Raw genomic sequence first — 25,002 nt, 5'->3', positions numbered from 1 at the left:
AGAATACATAGAATATGAAAAAAATAGCATTTTATACTTTATTATGTGTGTTGTTTTCGTTCAGTTCCTGTGATCTGTTCAAAATGGACAACTACGATGCGCCTGCCGAAACATTGCAAGGTGAAGTAGTGGATGTAGCTACCGGAGAACCTGTATTAACCGATCAGGGAAGTGAAGGTATCCGTGTGCGTCTGACCGAACTAAGCTGGGGACCGAATGCCACCCACAATCCCGATTTTTATTGTATGTCTAACGGTACTTTCCAAAATACAAAACTGTTTAAAGGTAACTACAATGTTCGTATCGATGGTCCGTTTATTCCTCTGGTTCGTGAAGACCCACGCGGAGTGCCTTTGGCTGATGAAAGTAAAACATTAGACATTAAGGGGGTAACTAAAGTGAAGTTCGAAGTACAACCTTTTCTTAAAATAGAATGGGTAGGCGAACCTACATTAACGAATGGGAAAATCACCGCAAAAGTACGTGTTACACGCGGTGTATCGGAGGAGGATTTTCGTTCCAAAATCGAACCAATGGGAGGGTATAATAATAGTTTCCTTAACATGACTGATATACAGTTGTTTGTTAGTTATTCATCCAGTGTTGGTTATCGTGCTCAAGATTCACGATGGTCAAACAAGATCGAATATTCGGGCTCGGCATTTAATACCTTGTTCGGAGAAACTATTACAATTCAATCCAAAGATGCTATTCCCGGAGGACGAAGTGTATTTATTCGTGCAGCAGCCCGTATAAACTACGATACGCCGCAAGGCAGTGGTACACGTCGTTGGAATTACAATGAAGCAAAAGAAGTAATGGTTCCATAAAGTTTTAGATTTGATTGTTCAGGTTTAAAGCTAGGCGTTTATTTGTTTAGCTTTAAACCTTAAACTATTCTTTGGAATATTTTTATCGAAACTACTCAATACTAGAAAATTTAATATGAAAAAGAACATACTAATTTTAAGTCTTTTTTGTCTGGCGATCCAACTCGGAGCTCAAACAAAAGATGATGTTAAAACAGTTTTCCAGACTTCCCACCCGTGGAAGCCGTCCATTGACAATAGAGCAGATGCAGCTATTGTATATGGTGTTGGAGGAAATCCATCGGACAAATCAAAAAGAGTATCCTTTGAAGAACGTGTAAAATCGTGGCAAGACCGGGGGTATAAAACCCATTTCATGACGGGGATAGCCTGGGGTGAGTATCAGGATTACTTTACAGGTAAATGGGATGGCAAATGGCATCTCGATGAAGGTCAGGTTACTCGGCAAGGTGATACCATCTGGCATGGACACTTGATACCTTATATCGTACCCACCGAAAATTTCATTAAATACATGAAGGAGGCTCAAATCAAACGGGTGATAGATGCCGGTATTGATGCCATATATCTGGAAGAACCCGAATTTTGGGCACGTGCCGGATATAGTGATGCTTTTAAAAGAGAATGGAAAAAGTATTACGGGTTCGACTGGAGACCACAACACGAATCACCCGAAAACACATACTTGTCGAATAAACTGAAATATCAGCTATACTATAATGCCCTCAATGAAGTATTTACCTATGCTAAAGAATATGGAAAAAGCAAGGGAATGGATGTTCGCTGTTATGTACCTACTCACTCACTGGTAAATTATTCGCAATGGCAGATTGTAAGCCCGGAGGCGAGTCTGGCTTCGCTTCCTTGTGTAGATGGGTATATTGCACAGGTTTGGACGGGAACATCCCGCGAACCAAACTATTTTAACGGTAAAGCAAAAGAACGTGTTTTCGAAACAGCTTTCTTGGAATACGGTTCTATGGAATCTATGACGGCTCCAACAGGGCGTAAAATGTTTTTCCTGACCGATCCTATTGAAGATTTACCTCGCGATTGGGTCGATTTCAAGAAAAATTACGAAGCGACATTTACAGCTCAGCTACTATATCCTCAGATTGCCGATTATGAAGTGATGCCTTGGCCGGAGCGTATTTACGAGGGATTGTACCGAAAAAGTGCCAACAGTGAAGAAAGGGCAACTATTCCCCGTCATTACTCAACACAAATGCAGGTGATGATAAATGCTTTGAATTCGATGCCTTTGTCGGATAATAAGGTAACAGGCTCAACAGGTATCAGTGTTCTTATGGCTAATTCGCTGATGTTTCAGCGTTTCCCTACCCATGCAGGATACGAAGACCCTCAATTGTCGAATTTTTACGGACAAGCACTACCTTTCTTGAAGCGTGGAGTACCTGTTAAGACTGTTCACATAGAGAACTTGTCGTATCCTGAAACTTTAAAGGATACAAAAGTCTTGTTGATGTCTTATTCGAACATGAAACCTCAGACAGCAGAAGCACATAAGCTTCTTGCCGAGTGGGTAAAAAAAGGAGGTGTTTTGGTGTATAGCGGTCAAGATAATGATCCGTTTCAATCGGTTCAGGAATGGTGGAACCAAGGAGACATGAAATACAATGTGGCTTCGGATCACTTGTTCGAAATAATGAATATAGGTACTAATCCACAAGAAGGAGAATATGCTTATGGAAAAGGAACAGTGTACGTTTTACGTAACGACCCGAAAGAGTTTGCCATGCAAGCAGGGCAGGACACTAAGCTTGTCGATATTGTCAAACGAATGTATGAACAGAAAGCAAAAGCAGGTAAGTTAGAGTTTAAAAATAGTTTCTACCTTGCAAGAGGTCAGTATGATTTGATTGCAGTACTAGACGAAAACAAAAATACAACTCCGTATACTTTCCAAGGTATATTGATTGATTTATTCGATCCGCAGCTACCTGTTTTAAAAGAGAAAGTCGTATTACCCGGTGAGCAAGCTTTTCTATACAATGTAGGACGTGTGAAAGATAAATCAAAACCTCAGGTATTGGCTTCCGCATCTCGTATATATGACGAAAAGATAAGTAAATCAACCTATTCTTTCGTAGCTAAAAGCCCTGTAAATACAACAAATTCGATGCGAGTTTTACTACCTGCAAAACCTAATAAATGTCCGATAACAGCACCCGACGGAACTGAACTGAAAGATACTCAATGGTCATGGGATGAATACAGTAAAACCTGTTTCTTAACTTTCGAGAATAATCCTGATGGAGTAAAAGTATCTCTTGCGTGGTGATAATTGGATTATTAATGTCGATCAGTGGTTGATTTATCTGCGCGTAATCAAAGATTACTTGCATTCCTTTTGCCCAAAGCCGCAAAAGGAATCAAAAAGTCTTTGTGCTGCGTGGCTCGCCTGCCTGACTTAAGCTTGCAGTCTAAACTAAACCTACTGCCTATCGGCACGTTTAGTTTTACGCCTGCTTCGCTTGTCAGCCAAACGGCTACACCACTAATGCACTTGGGCTGACGCACGCAAAAGCTTGTCATCCGTTAGGTTCCTGACCTTGCCGGTTGTACGGGGTACTCGCAGGCGAATGAAGATGTTAAAAAATAAACGCGAGAGGGTGCATTAGTAAAATTAAACCGATGAATTATAATAATAATATAACTCTTAACTAAAATAAATTACATGAAAAAAAATCTTTTATTAGGCTTTCTAATAACCGGTGCTATGCTAAGTTGTTCGGAAAATAACAGTCCTACTTTCAATGTTATAAAGAATGATATCCGTCCACCGGCTTATCCGCTTATAACTATCGACCCGTATACAAGCGGATGGTCTTTTACCGACAATTTGTATGATAGTTCTGTAAAACACTGGACAGGTAAAGACTTTCCCTTAATTGGAGCCATAAAGGTAGATAACGAAGTGTATCGTTTTATGGGAACCGAAGATCTGGAGTTAAATGCAATTGCTAAAACTTCGGAATACGGTGATTGGACAGGAAAGTACGTAACCGACAAGCCTGCTGATACATGGATGCAAAATGATTTTGATGATTCGAAATGGAAAGAAGGTCCTGCTGCATTTGGCACAAAGGAAAATGAGGTAACTGCCAAAACTCAGTGGGGTAGTGAATACATCTGGACAAGACGGGTTGTGAATATCGAAGAGGATCTGAAAGGTAAAAATGTTTATCTGGAATATTCTCACGATGATGATGCTATTATTTATGTGAATGGTATCGAAGTTGTAAATACAGGAAATGCAGCTAAGAAAAACGTATTGATTAAGCTTCCTGAAAATGTAGTAAATTCTTTGGCAAAAGGTACAAATCTAATAGCCGGATACTGTTATAACAGAGTTGGCAACGGATTGCTTGATTATGGTTTGTTTGTTGAAAAAGAAAATACAACTTTCTTTAATAAAACAGCTACACAAAAATCGGTCGATGTGCAAGCTACTCAAACTCATTATGTATTTAGTTGTGGTAATGTAGATCTGAAATTAACATTTACAGCACCTTTGTTCATGGATGATTTGAAACTGATGTCTCGTCCTGTCAATTACATTTCGTATGAAGTGTTATCGACTGATAGCAAATCGCATGATGTACAGCTATATCTTGAGGCTTCTTCTAATTGGGCATTGGATAGACCTTATCAGGAGTCGGAAAGCGAAGGTTTTGATAATGGAGATATGATGTTCTTAAAAACCGGAAGTTCTACACAGAAAATTCTGGCTAAGCAGGGAGATGATCTTCGTATCGACTGGGGCTATTTTTATCTGGCTACCGAAAAAGATAAAGCCACAACATCGAGTATAGGGGATGGAAAAGAGCTTAGAGCTAATTTTGCTAATAATGTACAAAAAGGCTCTGTTGAAAAGAGAATCGGAACGAATGAGAAATTAGCTTTCACTCGTTCTCTAGGCTCAGTAAATAAAGCATCAGGTAAATTCCTGCTTGGATATGATGATTTGTATTCGATACAATATTTTGGTGAAAACTTAAGACCTTATTGGAATGCAGACGGAAAGAAAAATATTCTGGATGAATTTCATAAAGCAAAAGAAGAATACAGCCAATTGTTGAGCAAATGCTATAAGTTTGACGAAAGCTTAATGACTGATGCAACTGCATCGGGAGGTAAGAAGTATGCCGAATTATGTGCTATAGCTTATCGTCAGGCAGTTTCTGCTCATAAGTTGGTTCAAGCACCTAATGGAGACCTGGTATTTTTATCGAAAGAAAACTTTAGTAATGGTTCTATAGGTACTGTGGATATAACTTATCCGTCGTCACCCTTATTTCTGTATTATAATGTAGAATTGGCAAAGGCATTACAAAATCACATCTTCTATTACAGTGAAAGCGGTAAATGGACAAAACCTTTTGCAGCTCATGATGTTGGTACTTACCCACTGGCTAACGGACAAACTTATGGCGGCGATATGCCGGTGGAAGAATCGGGTAACATGATTATTCTTGCAGGGGCAATAGCCGAGGTAGAAGGTAATGCCGATTTTGCGAAAAAACACTGGGATGTATTAACCATTTGGACTGATTATCTGGTAGAAAACGGGCTTGATCCCGAGAACCAATTGTGTACAGATGATTTTGCAGGGCACTTTGCGCATAATACCAATCTTTCGATCAAAGCAATATTGGGAATTGCCTCTTATGGCAAATTGGCCGATATGCTGGGTAAAAAAGATGTAGCTGAGAAGTATACTAAAATAGCAAAAGATATGGCTGCCGAATGGGTGAAGATGGCTGATGACGGAGATCATTATCGTCTGACATTTGATCAATCGGGAACATGGAGTCAAAAATATAATCTGGTATGGGATAAGCTAATGAAAATGGGTATATTCCCACCTGAGGTTGCTCAGAAAGAAGTTGCCTACTATTTGACTAAACAGAATAAATATGGATTGCCTCTTGATAATCGCGAAACTTATACAAAAACCGATTGGATCATATGGACTGCTACATTGGCCGATGATCAAGCAACCTTTGAGAAGTTTATCGCTCCGGTACATTTGTTTATGAATGAAACTACAGATCGTGTACCTATGTCGGATTGGGTATTTACGGACAGACCTAACCAACGAGGCTTCCAGGCTCGATCGGTAGTTGGCGGATACTTTATCAAAATGTTAGAAACTAAGTTGAATCAAAAGAAATAAGGTTTCAGATTTATTAATAATAGTTCTGTTTACTTAAATCTGTGAAATGAGACCTTAAATAGAAGAAACTCCTGAAATATTCAGGAGTTTCTTTATAGTAACCGTTATATAGTCTTGAGTAGTCTACACTTGCCTTGATAAAAAAGTTTGAAGCCTTAATTAAATAGATTTCTCTTTTCGTTACCTTTATTTTTATTGTATGAATAATCTTTGAAGAAGATGTAATAAAAAAGATAGATCAAAAGTCCTGTTCCGCACACAATGGCTATAGTGACCCCCGATTTCCAGACTATTTGCCAAGAGATGGGTTGAATTCCCCAAAGAGCCAGCACTGTAAGAGTTGCTCCTGTTAAGACAATCATTGAAGTAAGTATACCTATCAGCAATCTCATAATTTGTAATTTTAATTAGATTCGACATCGAATTTTATTTTATTCTCGATCAAATTGTAGTGCGTTTTGTAAAAATAAGAAATAAAGATGAATATACTTAGATGTGCATGAAAAAATGCTTAAAATTGCCACTATTGAAAAAAGAGCTTCAATAAATTGAGGGGCAAATTATGTGATGCGGGAATCAAAACCGGTCTATATTATTAAATAGCTCATTTAATGACTCTAGCTAGCGCTTCGAACTCTGGTTTTTATGCAAAAAAAGTATTTACTTTGTCCATCCGAAAAAGAATAATGAAAGATTACATATATTATGGCACAAGAAGACGTTTTTAAGAAGATTGTTTCGCATTGTAAAGAGTACGGATTTGTATTTCAATCCAGCGAAATTTATGATGGGTTGGGAGCAGTATATGACTATGGTCAAAATGGGGTTGAATTAAAAAACAACCTTAAAAAATACTGGTGGGACAGTATGGTATTGCTAAACGACAATGTAGTAGGTATCGACTCTGCTATATTTATGCACCCTACTATCTGGAAAGCGTCGGGACACGTTGATGCTTTTAATGATCCGTTGATTGACAATAAAGACAGCAAAAAACGTTATCGTGCAGATGTATTGGTTGAAGATTATCTGGCTAAGATAGACGATAAAATAAATAAGGAAGTAGAAAAAGCTGCCAAGAAATTTGGCGATAGCTTTGATGCAGCCATGTACCGTGAGACAAATCCGCGAGTATTAGAGAATCAAGCTAAACGTGACGAAGTACATGCTCGTTTTGCAAAAGCTTTAAATGATTCTGATTTAGAAGAATTGCGCAATATTATTATCGACTGTGAAATAGTTTGCCCCATAAGCGGTACTCGTAATTGGACAGAGGTACGTCAGTTTAATCTGATGTTTGCAACTGAAATGGGTTCTACAGCTGATGGTGCAATGAAGGTATATTTGCGTCCCGAAACAGCTCAAGGTATTTTTGTAAACTTCCTGAATGTACAAAAAACAGGACGTATGAAGATTCCATTCGGTATAGCACAAATAGGTAAAGCATTCCGTAACGAGATTGTAGCCCGTCAGTTTATTTTCCGTATGCGTGAATTCGAACAAATGGAGATGCAGTTCTTCGTTCGTCCCGGAGAAGAACTTGAATGGTTCAAGAAATGGAAAGAAACCCGTATGAAGTGGCATAAGGCCTTAGGATATGGAGATGCTAAATATCGTTTCCACGATCATGATAAATTAGCTCACTATGCGAATGCAGCAACAGATATAGAGTTCGAAATGCCATTTGGCTTTAAAGAAGTAGAAGGGATTCATTCTCGTACCGATTTTGACTTGAGTAGTCATGAGAAATTCTCAGGAAAGAAAATTCAATACTTCGATGCTGAATTAAATAAATCATATACACCGTATGTTGTTGAAACATCTATCGGTGTTGATCGTATGTTCCTGTCTACTATGTCAGCTTCGTATTGCGAAGAGACTTTAGAGAATGGCGAAACTCGTGTTGTGCTTAGATTACCAGCTCCATTGGCTCCTATAAAATTAGGTGTATGTCCATTAGTTAAAAAAGACGGTTTACCTGAAAAAGCAATGGAGATTATTGATGCATTGAAATTCGATTTTAAATGCCAATATGATGAAAAAGACAGTATCGGTAAACGTTATCGTCGCCATGATGCTATTGGTACACCCTTTTGTGTGACAGTAGATCATCAGACGTTAGAAGACAATACTGTTACTATCCGCTATCGTGATACTATGGAGCAAGAGCGAGTTGCTATAAGTCAATTATCAGAGATTGTTACTGATAAAGTAAGTATGAAGAGTCTTCTTAAAAGCTTAGTGTAAAGAGCCCAAAAGAGAGCTTAGCTAAAATATATTAGAGTGTGGGAGTGATTTTTAAGTCATTCTCACATTTATTTTTAGAGCAAATGTTGATATTCACATTTTTTATGTAAGACTTCTATTTAAAAACTCTATTTTTGCCACATAAATTGAAAATTAGTCAGATGAGAAAAAAGTTTTATCTTTTCCCTTTATTCCTTTTAGGATTCTTTATGCTTGCTACGACCTCTTGTTTGAATAGCAATAACAACAATGAAGAAGATATTGATGAAGAGTGGAAAGCTTTAAATGAAACCAGATTTGCCAAAATAGCGAGTGATAATCTGTTTAATGCTTTATCGTCTCAATCGGGTAATGGTAAAGTATACTGGCAAACATCTACGGAAATAACTGATGTTGATAACGGAAATTCTGTCAGAATAACAGTTGATGGAAAACCTGAGTTTACAGATACAGTAGTTATACGCTACGAAGGATGGTATTTTGATAGAGCAGGAGAGAAAGTGATTTTTGACTCTACCGAGAATCCTTCTTTGCGAAGCAGGCTCGATTATACATACGGTAAGGCATCCAGTCCTGAACCTAATTATAATAAAGCAACTTTTGCTATTAATCCGGCGACTTCGGCAAGTAAGGCAAATAATTATATTGGAGGTATAATTGAAGGTTGCTCGATACTTTTACAGGATATGAGAGTTAACGACGAGCGTGTTGTTTGTATGCCACAACAACTGGGATACGGAAGTAATGCTTCAACTTATGCACCAACAACTAGTTCTCCTACGTTTACACTGATCCCTGCTTATACCACACTTTGGTTCAGAATCAAATTGTATGAGATTATACCTATGAAAGGTTTAAAATAAGTCTAGAATATTCCTAACAATAAACTTTCGATAGCCCTCACAACATCTTTGCGAGGGCTATTGTAGTTATTTACCATAATGCTGAATGCATATTTCTTATCCCCATTAATATAATATCCTGCAAAGCATTGCACATTTGCTATGCTTCCGCTCTTTACAAAAACCTTTCCCTGCAGTCGTGTCCCCTTTAATACGTTTCTAACTGTGCCTTCAAGTCCTGCTTTGGGTAAGGACGCGAAGAATGCATCTCTATACTTGCTTTTTGTTTGCATATATATCAATATGTCGCAAAGTATTTCGGGGTTGATACTATTTGATGGAGCCAGTCCACATCCGTCATAGATACGTATTCCATCGGTATTGAGACCTTTTGAAGCCCAAAAATTAGTTGTTCTGTTTATTCCTTCGGTTAAAGGATCACTGTATATGTCGGTATTTGCCTTGCGTCCGATAGTTCGCATCAAATGCTCCGAGTAGTGATTGTTGCTTTTTTCATTAATTACACGAATAATATCTTTCAGCGTAGGAGATAGTTGTTTGTAAAAAGGAGTTTCTTCATAAACAGCTCTATAAGGAGAATACATCTGTTGAAAGTATTTTTGGCGGGAAGTTTCTATCGAGTTTATTTTGAAACGGTTTTGTGCCAATATATTTGCTAGAGTTTCTCCTAAAATTATCCCTGGATTGGGAAAATCACCTTTAATAACAAAAGATGTTCTCTTAGCCGGAATATTACCTACTAATCTTCTGGAATTAGAGAATGGTTCTCCGTTTATATATCCATTATCTTGATTTTCGTAATTCACGGTGAGGTTATTCGAGAATATAATATCCCTCATGTAAGGCACCGTTTTTAATATCAGAGGACATGTATCAGTCCTCATGCTATTGAGGTATAGTCGGTAAGTATTGTCAAATACACTTATGCCATAAGCTCCGGCTGCAAAGTAATTTCCCATGTCTTCTTTAAGCCATTTGGATGATATACCATTATAGCCGAAGAAGTCATCCACAATGGTAATATCAATGGGAGATGATATTTTAAAATTCTTTTTTATATGTTCAGTCCAGTTATTTAGAAATGCTGATTGGTTATCGAATAGGTATTCGCTGCCTAAAGTGGGGTCACCATACCCATGTATAATGAGATGCTGAGGGTTATTCTTGTCAGTAGATAGTTGCGTTACAAATTGATAATCATCTCCCAATAATTCGATGGCCGTTGCGGTAGTTAATATCTTTAATGTGGAGGCAGGAATCAGAGACGCCGATTTATTATAATATGCAATATCATTTCCCGAGAGGTCTTTTATTGAAATTCCTATAGATGCATTTTCGAATCCCGATGTTTTAATGAATTTTTCAATACTGGGATTTATTTGACTAAAGGTGCTTATAGCACAGAGATTTAATAATAGAAGCAAATAATATTTCATGTGATGACTATTCTTGTGTTTATGAGAACTATTGTTTCTGAAAAAGAAATATCTTTGTAAAGATAAACAAATCGAAAAATAAGAAAAATTTCATGAGGAACAGTTTTGATAAACCTTTTACTTTCGATCGGGTAATTCGTTTATCTATCAGTGTCTTGCTGATTGGTACAGGTATATATATGATATACATCCTGAGAGGTGTCTTGCTTCCCTTTCTGGTGGCTTGGCTGATCGCCTATTTACTAAATCCGATTGTGCGTTTTATTCAAGACCGCTTGCGGCTCAAGAAGCGATTTGTTGCCGTACTTATTACTTTTGCTTTACTTATCGGATTGCTTACTTTATTGTTTATTGGTATAACACCATTGATAGAGAATGAGGTGTATCAGATTAATAATCTGATTGCAACATACGATTTACAATCTTTTACGGTAAATGGTATACCTCTCAGTGTACATGATTTTATAGCTAAGAACATCGATTTCGATTCTATTCGTAATGTATTGTCTAAAGAAAGTGCCTCCGAAACGATTCGATATTTGATACCCACACTTGAAAATATAGTTTCGAACAGTATCTCTTTTATCTTCGGTTTTACGGTCGTATTTATCATCATCCTTTATTTGATATTTATTTTGCTGGATTATGATAAAATAAATAAACTGTGGATGGATCTTATTCCCCACAGACATAGAGCTTTTGTTAGTAGAGTAACAATCGATGTCGAAAGAAGTATGAATACCTATTTTCGTCATCAGGCACTCATTTGTGTGATTGTAGCTATTTTATTTGCTACCGGTTTCCAGATTATAGGTTTGCCTCTGGCTATTGTCCTGGGTATCTTGATTGGCTTTTTGCACATGATACCGTATATGCATATTATAAGTATAGTTCCCGCGACATTGTTATGCTGGCTAAAAGTATCTCAGACAGGCGAAAGTTTTTGGGCGCTTATCGGCTTGGTATTCTTATTATATCTGGTTATCCAATGTATTATAGATATAATATTGGTTCCTCGTATTATGGGTAAAGCCATGGGACTCAATCCGGCTATAATACTGTTATCTCTTTCTATATGGGGGTCGTTAATGGGAATTGCAGGAATGATTATTGCGATACCTCTTACTACTTTGCTATTGTCCTATTATCAGCAGTTTATAGATGCCGAAGAAAAGGAGGAGCATACTCTTGAAGCTGAAAAATCAGATAAGGAACTCTCAAATGAGTAGTTTTTTGTACCTTTGTGATTAATAAAAAAATTAAGATTGAATTATGCAATTAATAGCTAAATTAATACAAGTATTGCCACTCCAAACAGGAATGGGTAAAAACGGAGAGTGGAGAAAGCAAGATGTAGTTGTGGAGACAGATGGACAATATCCTAAAAAAGTATGTATATCTATATGGGGCGACAAAGCAAGTGAGTCGGTACTTCAAATAGGAAATATGCTGGATATATCGTTTGACGTAGAAAGCCGCGAATATAACGGACGCTGGTATACTGATGTAAAAGCTTGGAAAGTAGATTTAGCTATGCCTTCTGCCGGAGGAGCTGCTCAGGGAATGCCCGAATATGCACAACAAACTCCACCACCTGCACCTGCTGATTTTGGAGGTGACAGTGCAGATGACCTGCCTTTCTAAGGACTTAGTTATTACTGATGCTTTAGTCTCATCAGGTTGTGTTTGAATCCTAAAAGAGTATAATTATGAAGAAGAAAATCTTATCAGGACATAATTTTCATCGTGAACCTTTTCAGGTATTAAATGAACAATTTGATCTAACTTATCCTCCATCCGGATATTTTAAGAAAGACCAAATACTTGATATTATAGGAGAATATGAAGTTTTTATTCCAAATTTCAGTTTCTATACCGATAAAGAGATTATTGATAAGGCAAAGAATCTGAAGCTCATCGCTAACTTTGGTGTTGGATATAACAACATTGATGTAGAGTATGCCGCTCGGAAAGGTATTGTTGTAACTAATACCCCTAATTCGGTTTTAGAACCTACAGCAGAGCTTTGCTTTGGACTGATTCATGCGGTTGCCCGTCGAATTGGTTTCTATAATAATAAATTGCGTACACCCGAAGGAGTAAGTTGGGGATTATATGATAATCCCGGAATTGCTATTTATGGAAAGACTTTAGGAATATATGGTTTTGGCAGAATAGGTCAGGCTATTGCCCGACGTGCTATTGCTTGCGGGATGAATATTATTTATCATAATAGAAGACCTGTAGCAAAAGAGATGGAAGAGAAATACAATGCCAGATACGTCAGCTTTGATGAATTGCTGTCTCAATCGGATTTTATTTCGATAAATGCTCCTGCTACTCCCGAAACCTATCATATTATAGACGAAGCGGCTATTGATAAGATGAAATCAAACGCAGTACTTATTAATACATCGCGTGGATCTACAGTTGATGAGGCTGCTCTGATAGAAGCATTGAAAAATAATAGAATTTTTGGAGCCGGACTGGATGTTTATGAAACAGAACCTCGTATTAATCCTGAATTTTTCAAGTTGGATAATGTAGTACTGACTCCCCATGCCGGAACTCAGACTATCGAGGGTCGATACGATATGCAGCGCGAAGTTGCAGAAAATATAATTAATTTTTATGCCGGTAAGCCGATTTCGAAAGTTAATTAAGTTTATCGACTATTCTTATTGCAGTAAATAGAGAGGTACACTCTAATAAATGATTATACAATAAGCCCTATAAACTTACGAGTTTATAGGGCTTATTTTTATTTTTTACTTAGTATTCATCGTCGTTTTCAATCAACTGATATATCGAATCAGGTGTATATTGATTGCCATCCGGATCGTAAATGATCCAGTCTGTGAGAATGTCTATGGGGTAGGATTTTATATCTCCCTCCTTGAGAGAAGCTATCCAATAGGGTTGATTTAGAAGTTTTCCTTCAACAGACTTTTCATTGGCAGATATAACACTAAACCACAGGTGCTCCCTTTCCGTATCATTGTTTGCATCGTCAACAACCAATCCGAATTTAATGATAAAGCACCATTGATTGTGATTGGGCTCATTTTTTCTGAAGATTTTCTGAAAGAATGATTTTTTAGGCTGATTGATATACTTCTCGAAAGTATTAAGAAAATAAGAATAGCGTTCTTTTGCTAATCGGCTCATCCTTATAGTCTCTTCTGTAGAAACAAACAGAATCGGGTTATTGGATAATGTAGAAGCATAAATTTCGGGAGAAATAAGATGACCGTCTTCAATTGCAAATAATACTCCCGATGGCTCGCTATGAGCATTATTGTCTCCTTCCCTATCCTGAAAACCTCCTAGAATAGATGCGGGAAAATCTTTTAAGGCTTCTTCCCAGCGAATCCATGTTAAATTTATATCCAATCCGTCGAATCCGGCAGTGAATTTCTCATGTTCTTTGGATGGATCGAAAAGAAACCTTTTCACAATATGGTTGACCAGATCGTGCATTTGTTGCGCTCCGGTGGATGTGTTAAGTATTTCAAGCTCTACAAGTCCGCATCGGAGTAATCCGTGTGTATGAAACCAATATTGGGTTTGCTCCTCTTTTTCATCGTATACAGCATGCAAAGCATATAGATAATCAGGAGATGGTGGAGTATATGAAGCAGCTGTGAGATTTAGCCACTTTCCTGAAAGCAGTCGGAAAGACATAAAATCAATAACTAAACTAGCTTCGGGTACTATTGCGTTTAATACTTTCAACTGAAAATGAAATGAATCAAGAGGCTTTTTTCCAAAATTTACAGCAATATTGAGGTACTTTGCTTGAGATAAGGCTGTATTAAAGTCATCTTCATTAATCATATTTGCCAGACCAAATTCTTCAAGACGGAGGTCTTCTACGGATGACTCCGATATATTTAGTCTGTAAATTTCCGATAAGTACTCAATTGTAGCAATGTATTCTTTTTCGATATGGTCGGTAGCCTTTGATAACTCGAAAGACAAAAGATTGAAATGAGTATTTTCTTTAAGTTTATTGTTGATATTATTAAAAGTAAAAGAATAGTCTTGTCTGGAAGATATTACACCCATCACCGAAGGTTTAAAAGTTACACCTTCGCTCAATATCTTGTATTTGTCGTCGTTTTCCATATTTATGTCAAGTAAAATTATATTCAAAGATAATAATATATAAGAAAGAAACCAGTCTTTGTATCTTCTCGAATTATGTGTTTTATAGCTTATATCTTCTATATTATTTCGGATTTTAGAATTCTTAAACAATTATGCAATATAACATATAAAACCATAGTAGATTTCTGGGAAAAAAAATATAATTTGCGTTGTCGATACATAGTTAACCCAAATTTAGAAACAAACTAATCACCGCAACCATGATTTTAAACGTAATTCTTCAAGCCTCTAATTTAGTAGTTGACCTCAATTGGATGTCGGTTCTGTTTGCCGCGACACCAGTAGTTTTGCTCATCATCCTGATGGGTTTTTTGAAAATGTCGGGAGACAAGAGTGCACTCATAACATTGGCAACTACAGTTCTGATAGCTTTGTTTGCTTTTCATCTTCCGGCGGCTGATACGGGTCTGTCTATTATCTATGGAGTGTTAAAAGCCATATTCCCGATTCTTATTATCATCATCATGGCTATATTTAGTTATAATGTATTGGTACATACCGGTAAAATGGAGGTTCTGAAAGAACAATTTTCATCCATATCGTCCGACAAGTGTATTCAGGTTCTTTTGTTGACCTGGGGATTTGGAGGATTATTGGAAGGAATGGCAGGTTTTGGAACGGCGGTTGCTATTCCTGCAGCCATACTGATAAGTTTAGGCTTTAAGCCGATTTTCTCGGCAGTAGCCAGTCTTATAGCCAATAGTGTTGCTACAGGATTTGGAGCGGTAGGTACTCCTGTAAAGGTGTTGGCTGAACAGGCAGGTGTAGACAACATACAGGTTTTAAGTACACAGGTTGTATTGCAATTATCACCTTTAATGATACTTATACCATTCGTATTGGTTTTTATGACCGATCCCCGAATTAAATCATTACCCAAACATATTTTATTAAGTGTTATTGTGGGATTAGTCTCATTAGTAACACAATACATTGCCGCTCGATATATGGGGGCAGAAACTCCTGCTATATTAGGAAGTATTGCTTCAATTATTGCTATTATATTGTATGCTAAAATCACAGCAACAGACGAAGATAGAGAGCTGAAGGCACAGTTTCCCAAACGTTCGACTTCCGAAATAGTCAGTGCTTGGAGTGTTTACGGATTAATTCTTTTGTTGGTAATATTAACCAGTCCGTTGTTACCATTAAGAGCGGTATTGGCTCCTATCTTAAGTACTACATTCAGCTTTAATATATTCGATACAGTTGCCCAAGCCGAGATTGTACGGTCTGTTAAGATCTCGTGGCTTATAGATGCCGGAGTACTTTTATTTTTAGGTTCTATTATGGGAGGTCTTATTCAGGGAGCTAAGATAATTGACCTGCTTAAGTTATTGGGTAAGGTTATAAAACAACAACGTAAGACTATTGTTACCGTTTGTTGTCTTATTGCACTTTCATCTACTATGGATTTTTCGGGTATGATTGCCCAACTTGGTTTAGCTTTGGCAATAACAACAGGTTCTCTATATCCGTTATTTGCACCTACAATCGGATGTCTGGGAACATTCCTTACAGGTAGCGATACATCGTCGAATATCTTGTTTGGTAAACTTCAAGCATCGGTAGGGCATACTATCGGAGTAGATCCGAGTTGGCTGGCAGCAGCAAATACGGCAGGTGCAACAGGCGGAAAGATTATTTCGCCTCAAAGTATAGCAGTTGCCACTTCGGCTTGCGGCTTGCAGGGACGTGAGGGCGAAATAATGAAGAAAGCTATGCCTTTTGCTTTAGGATATATAGTTGTAGCAGGGCTTATGGTATATTTTGTACCTAAATTGATGGGTACTCTAATGTTCTAAGCAATAATTTTTTATCTATGAAAGAGTGCGAAATTACGGCTCTTCAATTAGCCAAAATGGGCTAAGATCATAGAGGCGGATCGAATCCTTCGGCACAAATAACAAAGTTGCCGCAAGATGGCTTGGTTGTATCTGCCTCTATAACAGAAATATTGATCTTTGAAAAAATAAGGTGACAGTACAAGAGAATTAGCAAACCTATGGGAAGGTGTCACTTTTGTCACTTTTGTAATGTTTTTCACCCTTATTCTCTGTTTTATAGATGTTTGCATGTTTTCATAAAAGTGCCATTTTTGTACAAGTTTTGTCATCTTTTTGTGTACTCTGTACAACAGTGTCATCTTAAACTGATAGCAAAGCCTGATATCCTGAATTAATAAAATCAGATCAACCTAAAAATTATAATAGAAATGAAAGTCGGACTATTTATTCCATGTTATGTAAACGCCGTATTTCCCGAAGTAGGCGTGGCAGCATATAAGTTGCTCGATCATTTGGGAGTAGAGGTAGATTATCCGATCGATCAAACATGTTGCGGTCAACCTATGGCCAATGCAGGTTTCGAGAATGAGGCCATTCCTTTGGCTCAGCAATTCGAGAAGTTATTTGATAAGTATGAATACATTGTAGCTCCATCGGCGAGTTGCGCTGTATTTGTAAAAGAAAATTATCCCCGATTGTTAGAAAAAGAAGGGCATCTTTGCCAGACCAGTGGTAAAATCTATGATTTGTGTGAGTTTCTGCACGATGTGTTGAAAGTTGACAAACTTCCCGGAAAATTTCCTCATAAAGTAAGTGTGCACAACAGTTGTCACGGAGTACGCGAATTGCATCTGTCATCGGCCAGTGAGCTGAACATTCCACGCTATTCAAAGATCAAAGATTTATTGGACAAAGTGGAAGGTATTGAGGTGTTCGAACCGCAAAAAGTGGATGAGTGTTGTGGATTCGGTGGAATGTTTTCTATCGAAGAGCCTTCTGTATCGGTATGTATGGGACAAGATAAAGTGAAGAACCATATGGCTACGGGTGCTGAATATATTACGGGTGCTGACAGCTCATGCTTGATGCATATGCAAGGGGTAGTAAACAGAGAAAAACTGCCTATCAAGTTTATTCATGTTGTTCAAATTTTAGCTGCCGGACTATGAGTACAAAACATACAGAAGCTGCAAACCGCTTCATAGCAAATAAAGAACAAGAGACATGGCACAACGAGACTCTTTGGTTTGTTCGTGAGAAAAGAGACAAAATGGCTATGGATGTTCCCGAATGGGAGGAACTGAGAGAGCTGTCGAGTAAAATAAAAATGCATACGATTACCCATCTCGATAAATATGCAGAAGAATTTACCCGAAATGCCGAAGCAAATGGCGTTATAGTTCATTGGGCAAAAGATTCCAAAGAGCATAACGAGATAGTATACAGTATCCTGTCGAGGCATGAAGCCAAGAAACTGGTGAAAAGTAAATCGATGCTTACCGAAGAGTGCCACATGAATCCTTATCTAATTGAAAAAGGTATTGATGTGGTTGAAAGTGATCTGGGAGAGCGTATTCTTCAATTGATGGACGAACCGCCCAGTCATATTGTAATGCCCGCCATTCACCTAAAAAGACAGGAAGTAGGTAAATTGTTCGAAGAAAAATTGCATACCGAAAAAGATAACAGTGATCCTACCTATTTAACACGTGCTGCCCGTCAACATCTTCGAAACGAATTTCTTACGGCAGATGTGGGAATGACAGGATGTAACTTTGCTGTAGCAAATACAGGTGATGTAGTCGTGTGTACCAACGAAGGTAATGCCGATATGGGAACATCTTTGCCCAAAATACATATTGTATCGATGGGATTGGAAAAACTCATTCCCAATCATAAATCGTTGGCGGTATACTCTCGTCTTTTAGCCCGTTCGGCAACGGGTCAGCCTGTGACCTCGTACATGTCACACTTCCGTAAGCCACGTGAGGGTGGAGAAATGCACGTTATCATTGTAGATAATGGAAGAAGCGATATATTGGGTAATGATGAACATATCCAAACACTGAAATGTATCCGTTGTGGAGCTTGTATGAATACCTGTCCTGTTTACCGTCGTAGTGGTGGATACTCCTATACTTATTTCATACCGGGTCCTATCGGTATTAATCTGGGTATGCTAAAGAACCCCGAAGAATATTTCGATAATGTATCGGCATGTTCGCTTTGCTATTCGTGTAATAATGTTTGTCCTGCGAAGATTGATCTGGCAGATCAGATTTACAGATGGAGGCAGGACTTAAACTCGTTAGGTAAAGCAGACAAGATGAAGAAAATGATGTCGGGAGGAATGAAGTTTCTATTTACACATCCCGCTTTATACAAAGCCGGACTGAGAATGGCTCCTATCATCAATCATATGCCCCGGTTCCTTATTTACAATGGATTGAACGATTGGGGTAAAGGACGAGAACTGCCTAAGTTTGCGTCAGAATCTTTTACTTCGATGTGGAAGAAAGGTAAGGTACAAAACAAAAAGAATTAAGCTATGAGTAGTAAAAACGATATATTATCCAATGTAAAACGACATATCAAAGTTCAGTACGATATGCCCGATTTAGATATTGCTGCGATCCAATATCCCGATAAGCAAGAAAAGTTCTCACAGATGTGCAAGGCTGTCGGTGGTGATGCCATGGTTGTAAAGGACGGCGAAGATATCAATGCGTTGATACGTTCTTTGTACCCTGATGCAAAAGTAATAGCTTCTAATCTTCCCGAAATAAGTATTGCAACTGTTAATCCTGATAAGGTAGGCGATGCCCATAATTTAAATGGAACCGATTTGGCTATTATTCAGGGAGAATTAGGTGTTGCCGAGAATGCTTGTGTATGGATACCCCAGAATGTAAAAGAAAAAGTTGTTTATTTCATTTCCGAATATCTGGTTATCTTGCTGGATAAGAGTAAAATTGTAAATAATATGCACGAAGCTTATGAGCAGATCAAGTTTAATGACTACGGTTTTGGTGTATTTATTTCGGGTCCATCAAAAACAGCGGATATTGAACAGTCGCTTGTTGTAGGTGCTCATGGTGCCAAAGGAGTGATTGTGTTGTTGAGGTAACACGTTTTTTATATATAAAAAGGCAGATTATCTGATAGGTAGTCTGCTTTTTTGATTCTTTTCAAACTTATAAATGGCTATAGTTGTTTTACTGGGAAAACAGGTAAATAGGTCTGTGTCCTTAATATATTTATCTTTGTAATAAAGATTGTATAAAAGTCATGTCGAAAAAAGCGAAAACATTTGCAGCACTATTAGAAACGAATAAGAAAGCTATCTCGAAGTTTTATTATAAGTATATCTTTCTGATTATTATATTCGGAACAATTCTTCTGGGGATTATTTTTTATAAACTCGGTGCCCATATTGTACTCTTTGGCGATACAACTACTGCCTTGGGTGAGTATGTCAGAACAGTAGCAACCGTACTTGGAGGTGCATTGGTACTTTTGGGTTTGTGGATTAATAACAGGAGGGTAGCCGAACAGACCCGTCAGAATAATATTAACGAAAGAGGTCAGATTAACACCCGTTTTAAGGATGCTGCAACATTGTTGGGGAGCGATAGTGTAAGTTCTATTTTATCAGGAATTTATGCTTTGCATCAAATAGCACTCGAGACTTCAATAGGAGATAAAGGACAGAGAGGGTATGTAAATATCATACAGGATATTTTGTGTGCCTATGTACGCGAAAATACCGATACCATTCAGAATGAAGAAAATGGCAAAGCGTGGAGAATCAACAAAAAGCCTACTATTGTCATTCAAACCATTGTAAAGGTTCTGTTTAAAAATGACAAGCAGGTATATAGTAATTTAATGACCGATTTGTCGGATTGTGTTTTGGAAGGCATTAATCTGGATGAGTCGTATATTGCCAATGTCGATTTCTCGCGGACAAAATTTATTAAATCGAGCTTTAAGAATGCGACTTTTGTTTCGTGTTATTTAGAGGATGCCTTTATTGACGAAGTCGATTTTAGTGGAAGCAGTTTCGATAAAACGGTTTTTGATCTCTCACATATTAAGAATACCTCTTTCTCTAAGGGGCGTATTTCTCATTCCGATTTTTGGAATGTAGTCTTTCATCATGTGAGTTTTAAAGATACCTTGCTGGATAATATAGACTTTAAAGATGCCGACATGGAAGACGCCGTGAATTTTGAAAATACCAAATTAGGCGGATACTCTTTGGATGAAATTAAAGCACAATCGGGTACTATAACTAAAAGTTGATAATATAAAAAAGGTAGAGATTTGATGAGTCTCTACCTTTTTTGTATTATATGGTTTTGTATAGAATCAATTGATTACAATAGCATTCTTCTCGCCTAGTTTCTCTAGGTTTTTACCAATGCGAACAGATGCCTTGTCAATATCATTGTCGCTGCTAACTCTGTCTTTGTTGTAACGTGGGCTACACTCTTTTTCTACTTCTGTAGGGAACTTAGTATAATAGCGTATCGTATCGTATTTTGCCTGATAATGTTCAGCATCACTGTTCAGTAGCTCTTTGAAACGGCTACGATACAGGTCTAAATATTTTTGAGCAGGTTCGCAGTCAATAGTTATAGTATCCGCAACAAATACAAAAGGCTTTAAGTCGCTTAATTTATAGTTGCTTTGTTTAAGAGCGAAACCTTCGGGCAGATTCTCACGTCCGACATAGTTGTAGAAGTCATTTTCCCTGAATAGTTTCGACTGAGGTGCAGTCGATGCACGTGATAAGTCCGCACTGGTTTTAGCATTATTTTTATAGGACTCAGTTATTCCCAGATGCCAGAAATATTCGTATTGCTCAATAAACAATTGGTCGCTGATTACTTGGAAAGGAACATCTATTGTATCTCCCGGTTGTATTTCGAACGGGTGCATATAGATCGCTCTCATTTTTTCATATTCTGCATTGCCTTCTTTCTCTTTGCCTTCTACTATATAAATTTCGTGGAAGAAAACATAGTTGCTTAATGTCGGGTTGATAACGCATCCCTGATCGTTAGGCTTTACGAAAAACTGAACCGATTCGCCATTGTATGCCAAGGAGTGTTTGCCTGCAAGTAATTCTACAGTTAATCCTGAGTTAGCCGGAAGATCATAAACTACCGAATCAATTTTAACCTGAATTGTCTTATCAGTAGGGTTGTCCATCCAAAATTGTTTAGATGGGGCTTTACTCGATGGATCACAGGCTGTTAAGAGTAATAGGGTCGCGACAAAATAGATAAATTTCATAATGTGTTGTTAGATATGCATTTAGTCCTGCAAAGATACAAATTCAAATTAATCTGACAACTTATGAAAATCGGGGAATCTATTTATCCGATCTGTTTTAGATACTCTTCGACAACCGTTCTATCATATCTTCACCGAGCTTCGATTTCACTTTGATATGCTCCAAAACCGCTTCAACAAAAGAGTTTTTCTCGAAAATGCCCCTTACTTGCTCGAAGTCTATCTTTTGATCTTTTTTATCGCCATCCATCCCGAAACTGGTATGAGTAGGCAAAGAGAATTCTTTACGGGCATCCTCATAAATCATCCAATCGAGTTTTACGACTGCCTCTTTCCATCTCTCAACGATAGAGATAATGTCTTTAGCTGTAATTGTCTCTAAAGAAAGATTAAAGTACTCCTGAATCTTATCCCATGCCCAAGTCCACTCCAGAGAATAGTAATCTTTGTGAAGTCTTTCAAAAACAGCATTTATATCCTTAATACAGGTCAGTCTATCGGATTCTATATCATCAATAAGTTTATCTATTTCGGTACTTGGAGCTAAAAGCCCTGCTAAGTCGCGCCATTTATCTAATCCAGCATCACTATCGGGTTTCAGATATTCTCTGATTTCCTCATCGTTGCTACATGGGCAGTTGCTTAGACGGGATATAATAGAGTTACCCAAAAATTTAGTGATAGCGATATCATAATACTTCAAGCCACTGCGTAACGAAGAGCCTTTGATACGGCATCCGCGATACGTATAATGAACCGATGCTTCACCACAAGTGCTTAACAGTTCATTCAGAACTTCGATTCCCTGAAACATCTTCTGCACAGTATAAGGACTGAGAAGATTAAAGTTGATTTGATCGAGTTTATGCGGATCTTTTCTCTTGTCGCGTTTCGGGAATTTCTGTGCATCACGTATTGTACCTACACTACGCAGGTTGACTCCGGGTACCAATACTGTTTCGTCGTCATGCTCTATTAGGTATGAGAACGGCATTTTGGATGTATCCGAATTTCTGTAATGACGTCCCATAACCAACGAGAAAGCCCCTATTTTGGCAGGCCAAAGAATGTATGAATCACTGGCAGTTTTACCGCCTCTCTCCATTACCCCCTGATGGATAGGACCCAATTTATACATATGGTTACTTTGATTCGAACCCGAACCGGCATTCATAAACGAATACATTCCCGAAATCAGCAAAGTAGACTTATGGTGCGTAACGGTATATGGCCCAGCGAAGATAGCACATGCTTCACCGTTTTCACCCTGACAATTACTGAAGAAAAGCGAATCACTAGCCGAATACGTATGTCCCAATTGACACGCCTGACCCACAAAACAACGGGTAAGCATCGTTCCATCTTCGACATGCGAACCTGAGCTGATGATGAAATCTTTTGCCATTACATTATATCCGATATGTACAGGGTCGTATTCGTTACTGTTGATAGTTCCGTTTTCGAGATGGCAGGTACTTTCGATGGTAGCATAATCGTGTATGCGCACATTCTTGATCGTGCCTGTATTTATTATCTTCACATTGTTGCCGATGGTTCCAATCGAAGAAGAGTTATTTTGTGTATGTAGTTTTACGATTTCCTGCATCTTATGAATCAATACCGGACGATGTCGGTAAAATGACATAATATAGGCAAATGAAGCACTCAGATTGTCGTGAATAATAACTTCCCGCCCTCCTGTTTCGTTCAGAACCGTAACTTCTATTCCATTGCCGAAAGACGAATTATGATCGACATACATTAATTCTAAGTTGTGGATAAATACATTATCTCCAATCTTATAATTTGCAATGTAATTGTTTACGTCCGAAATAAAGGTATTATTGCCTATCTCACAATTGTGAAGCGTGACATTTTTGATTCCCGAATGTTTCTTGATTCCTCCCGGAAGGGTGAATTCTTTTTCGTAAACCCCAAGTTTTATTTCTCCCGAAAAATTTACCTGACAGATATAGGTTGTGTTGAATTGGTGATGAACAGATACATTGTCCCAATTGTCGCAAGCACACCCTTGACTTTGTAGTGCTAAGATTTCAGATTCAGTTAATTTTCTATACTCCATAGTATGTATTCTTTTTGTAGCTTTCGTTTAGATAACCTGTCAAAAGCCTCTTATTATTGTTTTAATAAGTATTTATTTTACATATTAAACGATAATTCTAGAATTATATTATAGAAAGTTGTGATTTTCTTTCTTTTTGAAATAAATGATCAACGCCCATAAAGAAGAGTACTTTATCAGGCGTTGAACTAGTGTAGCAGTTGTAAAAGAGTGCTGAGGTGCTGAGGTTGTTTACTATAATCAGTTAAATGAATGTAGGTCGGTTTTAATTCGAAAGTCTATTTTCAAAGATTGAAGAAAGGCTCATATCCAAAAGCCTTTCTTCTCTCTTCTCACAGACACATGTTTACAATGCCGAATGGCAATACAGATTAATTAATCGTATGGGTTATAGTTCTGTTCAATATATTCAAAGATCGTTTAGTAAGGATGTTTTCTCTATTTATAGATAAAATTATTGTGATACAAAAAACTTAAATTTACAGGATAAGCGCAAGAGTAATCCACTCGATTTTCACAAATTATTTATTCACCCACTCGGTTCCATTCTATTTTTATATATATTTGTAGAGGTGTCAACATTTCAAATACCAATCCGTTATATCGTAAACTATTAATTCGTCATTCATGGAAGCTCAAGCAGAAACTTTAGATAGACCCAATGTACATCAGGGACATAATGTGAAACGTATTCGGGAATCAAAAGGAATAAGTCAACAGGGCTTAGAACCGTTGGTTAATTTGTCTCAGCAGACCATTTCGAGGTACGAGGATAAAAGAGTTATCGATGAGGAAATGTTGCAACGCTTTGCCAAAGCATTGGAAGTACCAGTTGATACTCTTAAGAATTTAGAAGAAGATGCGTGTTTCAATTATTATATTGAAAATAGTACATTTTCAGATCATGCTGTAGCTATAATTCAGAATAACTATAATCCTCTAGAAGAGGTGATCAAATTGTGTAATGAAAAAGTAGAGTTATACGAGCGAATGCTTGCCAATGAAAAGGAAAAGATCAGCTTGCTGGAGAAGATGCTGATGGACAAGAAATAAGATGTCAGATTTAGATATAAGTAAAGAATAAA

Annotated in this window: 19 protein-coding genes; 14 read left to right on the top strand and 5 right to left on the bottom strand. The window is 37.6% G+C overall.

What is annotated here, in order from left to right:
• The first annotated feature begins 14 nt into the window (after positions 1 to 14).
• From G7050_RS06050 to G7050_RS06040, 3 genes are all read left to right on the top strand, one after another.
• Positions 15 to 830: a DUF3823 domain-containing protein gene (locus G7050_RS06050; protein WP_166112635.1), complete on the top strand. Its 816-nt coding sequence runs from the start codon at positions 15 to 17 to the stop codon at positions 828 to 830.
• Positions 831 to 945: 115 nt separating this feature from the next.
• Positions 946 to 3,132: a hypothetical protein gene (locus G7050_RS06045; protein ID WP_166112632.1), complete on the top strand. Its 2,187-nt coding sequence runs from the start codon at positions 946 to 948 to the stop codon at positions 3,130 to 3,132.
• Between the two features lie 396 nt (positions 3,133 to 3,528).
• The gene (locus tag G7050_RS06040; RefSeq protein WP_166112629.1) at positions 3,529 to 6,030 is read left to right on the top strand and encodes a glutaminase family protein; all 2,502 of its coding nucleotides are present in this window, start codon (positions 3,529 to 3,531) and stop codon (positions 6,028 to 6,030) included.
• A gap of 155 nt (positions 6,031 to 6,185) precedes the next feature.
• On the opposite strand, the gene G7050_RS06035 is transcribed toward G7050_RS06040, so the two are convergent.
• Complete coding sequence (locus tag G7050_RS06035; RefSeq protein ID WP_166112626.1) at positions 6,186 to 6,422, bottom strand: hypothetical protein; 237 nt, start codon at positions 6,420 to 6,422, stop codon at positions 6,186 to 6,188.
• Between the two features lie 313 nt (positions 6,423 to 6,735).
• On the opposite strand from G7050_RS06035, the gene G7050_RS06030 reads away from it, so the two are divergent.
• A complete protein-coding gene (locus G7050_RS06030; protein ID WP_166112623.1) occupies positions 6,736 to 8,277 on the top strand; it encodes a glycine--tRNA ligase in 1,542 nt (513 codons plus the stop codon).
• A gap of 161 nt (positions 8,278 to 8,438) precedes the next feature.
• A complete protein-coding gene (locus G7050_RS06025) occupies positions 8,439 to 9,140 on the top strand; it encodes an FKBP-type peptidyl-prolyl cis-trans isomerase (protein ID WP_166112620.1) in 702 nt (233 codons plus the stop codon).
• Positions 9,141 to 9,142: 2 nt separating this feature from the next.
• Here the strand turns inward: G7050_RS06025 and dacB are convergent, their stop codons facing one another.
• Positions 9,143 to 10,576, bottom strand: coding sequence for a D-alanyl-D-alanine carboxypeptidase/D-alanyl-D-alanine-endopeptidase (dacB, locus tag G7050_RS06020; protein WP_166112617.1), 1,434 nt, complete (start codon positions 10,574 to 10,576; stop codon positions 9,143 to 9,145).
• 92 nt (positions 10,577 to 10,668) lie between these two features.
• Between dacB and G7050_RS06015 the strand changes: the two genes are divergently transcribed.
• The 3 genes from G7050_RS06015 to G7050_RS06005 all read left to right on the top strand — a co-directional run bounded on the left by G7050_RS06015 (position 10,669) and on the right by G7050_RS06005 (position 13,239).
• Positions 10,669 to 11,805 carry an AI-2E family transporter gene (locus G7050_RS06015; protein ID WP_166112614.1) on the top strand — a complete coding sequence of 379 codons (1,137 nt, stop codon included), beginning with the start codon at positions 10,669 to 10,671 and terminating at the stop codon, positions 11,803 to 11,805.
• A gap of 43 nt (positions 11,806 to 11,848) precedes the next feature.
• Complete coding sequence (locus G7050_RS06010) at positions 11,849 to 12,220, top strand: DUF3127 domain-containing protein (RefSeq protein ID WP_166112611.1); 372 nt, start codon at positions 11,849 to 11,851, stop codon at positions 12,218 to 12,220.
• A gap of 65 nt (positions 12,221 to 12,285) precedes the next feature.
• Positions 12,286 to 13,239 carry an NAD(P)-dependent oxidoreductase gene (locus G7050_RS06005; protein WP_166112608.1) on the top strand — a complete coding sequence of 318 codons (954 nt, stop codon included), beginning with the start codon at positions 12,286 to 12,288 and terminating at the stop codon, positions 13,237 to 13,239.
• A 109-nt stretch (positions 13,240 to 13,348) separates the two neighbouring features.
• Here the strand turns inward: G7050_RS06005 and G7050_RS06000 are convergent, their stop codons facing one another.
• Positions 13,349 to 14,704 carry a DUF4026 domain-containing protein gene (locus G7050_RS06000; protein WP_166112605.1) on the bottom strand — a complete coding sequence of 452 codons (1,356 nt, stop codon included), beginning with the start codon at positions 14,702 to 14,704 and terminating at the stop codon, positions 13,349 to 13,351.
• A gap of 296 nt (positions 14,705 to 15,000) precedes the next feature.
• Between G7050_RS06000 and G7050_RS05995 the strand changes: the two genes are divergently transcribed.
• The 5 genes from G7050_RS05995 (at position 15,001) to G7050_RS05975 (ending at position 20,838) form a co-directional block, all read left to right on the top strand.
• Positions 15,001 to 16,551, top strand: a complete 1,551-nt coding sequence (locus tag G7050_RS05995) for an L-lactate permease (RefSeq protein WP_166117651.1) — start codon at positions 15,001 to 15,003, stop codon at positions 16,549 to 16,551.
• Between the two features lie 410 nt (positions 16,552 to 16,961).
• Positions 16,962 to 17,702, top strand: coding sequence for a (Fe-S)-binding protein (locus tag G7050_RS05990; RefSeq protein WP_166112602.1), 741 nt, complete (start codon positions 16,962 to 16,964; stop codon positions 17,700 to 17,702).
• A complete protein-coding gene (locus G7050_RS05985) occupies positions 17,699 to 19,078 on the top strand; it encodes a lactate utilization protein B (RefSeq protein WP_166112599.1) in 1,380 nt (459 codons plus the stop codon). The genes G7050_RS05990 and G7050_RS05985 overlap by 4 nt, the downstream gene beginning before the upstream one ends.
• 3 nt (positions 19,079 to 19,081) lie before the next feature.
• Positions 19,082 to 19,660 carry an LUD domain-containing protein gene (locus G7050_RS05980; protein ID WP_166112596.1) on the top strand — a complete coding sequence of 193 codons (579 nt, stop codon included), beginning with the start codon at positions 19,082 to 19,084 and terminating at the stop codon, positions 19,658 to 19,660.
• 161 nt (positions 19,661 to 19,821) lie between these two features.
• On the top strand, positions 19,822 to 20,838 hold the full coding sequence (locus G7050_RS05975) for a pentapeptide repeat-containing protein (protein WP_166112593.1): 1,017 nt from the start codon (positions 19,822 to 19,824) through the stop codon (positions 20,836 to 20,838).
• A gap of 66 nt (positions 20,839 to 20,904) precedes the next feature.
• Here G7050_RS05975 and G7050_RS05970 read toward each other — a convergent pair whose 3' ends face one another.
• Together G7050_RS05970 and G7050_RS05965 are read right to left on the bottom strand one after the other, a co-directional pair.
• On the bottom strand, positions 20,905 to 21,834 hold the full coding sequence (locus tag G7050_RS05970) for a hypothetical protein (protein WP_166112590.1): 930 nt from the start codon (positions 21,832 to 21,834) through the stop codon (positions 20,905 to 20,907).
• A gap of 97 nt (positions 21,835 to 21,931) precedes the next feature.
• A complete protein-coding gene (locus tag G7050_RS05965; protein ID WP_166112587.1) occupies positions 21,932 to 23,917 on the bottom strand; it encodes a DUF4954 family protein in 1,986 nt (661 codons plus the stop codon).
• A 627-nt stretch (positions 23,918 to 24,544) separates the two neighbouring features.
• Between G7050_RS05965 and G7050_RS05960 the strand changes: the two genes are divergently transcribed.
• A complete protein-coding gene (locus G7050_RS05960; RefSeq protein WP_166112584.1) occupies positions 24,545 to 24,970 on the top strand; it encodes a helix-turn-helix domain-containing protein in 426 nt (141 codons plus the stop codon).
• Positions 24,971 to 25,002 lie beyond the last annotated feature (32 nt).

The organism is Dysgonomonas sp. HDW5A (assembly GCF_011299555.1).
GTDB lineage: Bacteria > Bacteroidota > Bacteroidia > Bacteroidales > Dysgonomonadaceae > Dysgonomonas_A.
The sequence above is the reverse complement of the archived record's forward strand: the minus strand, read 5'-3'. Positions and strand labels throughout refer to the sequence as shown.

Coding starts and splice junctions, on each gene's coding strand:
- G7050_RS06050 (WP_166112635.1), top strand. CDS start 15: ATGAAAAAAATAGCATTTTATACTTTATTATGTGTGTTGTTTTCGTTC.
- G7050_RS06045 (WP_166112632.1), top strand. CDS start 946: ATGAAAAAGAACATACTAATTTTAAGTCTTTTTTGTCTGGCGATCCAA.
- G7050_RS06040 (WP_166112629.1), top strand. CDS start 3,529: ATGAAAAAAAATCTTTTATTAGGCTTTCTAATAACCGGTGCTATGCTA.
- G7050_RS06035 (WP_166112626.1), bottom strand. CDS start 6,422: ATGAGATTGCTGATAGGTATACTTACTTCAATGATTGTCTTAACAGGA.
- G7050_RS06030 (WP_166112623.1), top strand. CDS start 6,736: ATGGCACAAGAAGACGTTTTTAAGAAGATTGTTTCGCATTGTAAAGAG.
- G7050_RS06025 (WP_166112620.1), top strand. CDS start 8,439: ATGAGAAAAAAGTTTTATCTTTTCCCTTTATTCCTTTTAGGATTCTTT.
- dacB (WP_166112617.1), bottom strand. CDS start 10,576: ATGAAATATTATTTGCTTCTATTATTAAATCTCTGTGCTATAAGCACC.
- G7050_RS06015 (WP_166112614.1), top strand. CDS start 10,669: ATGAGGAACAGTTTTGATAAACCTTTTACTTTCGATCGGGTAATTCGT.
- G7050_RS06010 (WP_166112611.1), top strand. CDS start 11,849: ATGCAATTAATAGCTAAATTAATACAAGTATTGCCACTCCAAACAGGA.
- G7050_RS06005 (WP_166112608.1), top strand. CDS start 12,286: ATGAAGAAGAAAATCTTATCAGGACATAATTTTCATCGTGAACCTTTT.
- G7050_RS06000 (WP_166112605.1), bottom strand. CDS start 14,704: ATGGAAAACGACGACAAATACAAGATATTGAGCGAAGGTGTAACTTTT.
- G7050_RS05995 (WP_166117651.1), top strand. CDS start 15,001: ATGTCGGTTCTGTTTGCCGCGACACCAGTAGTTTTGCTCATCATCCTG.
- G7050_RS05990 (WP_166112602.1), top strand. CDS start 16,962: ATGAAAGTCGGACTATTTATTCCATGTTATGTAAACGCCGTATTTCCC.
- G7050_RS05985 (WP_166112599.1), top strand. CDS start 17,699: ATGAGTACAAAACATACAGAAGCTGCAAACCGCTTCATAGCAAATAAA.
- G7050_RS05980 (WP_166112596.1), top strand. CDS start 19,082: ATGAGTAGTAAAAACGATATATTATCCAATGTAAAACGACATATCAAA.
- G7050_RS05975 (WP_166112593.1), top strand. CDS start 19,822: ATGTCGAAAAAAGCGAAAACATTTGCAGCACTATTAGAAACGAATAAG.
- G7050_RS05970 (WP_166112590.1), bottom strand. CDS start 21,834: ATGAAATTTATCTATTTTGTCGCGACCCTATTACTCTTAACAGCCTGT.
- G7050_RS05965 (WP_166112587.1), bottom strand. CDS start 23,917: ATGGAGTATAGAAAATTAACTGAATCTGAAATCTTAGCACTACAAAGT.
- G7050_RS05960 (WP_166112584.1), top strand. CDS start 24,545: ATGGAAGCTCAAGCAGAAACTTTAGATAGACCCAATGTACATCAGGGA.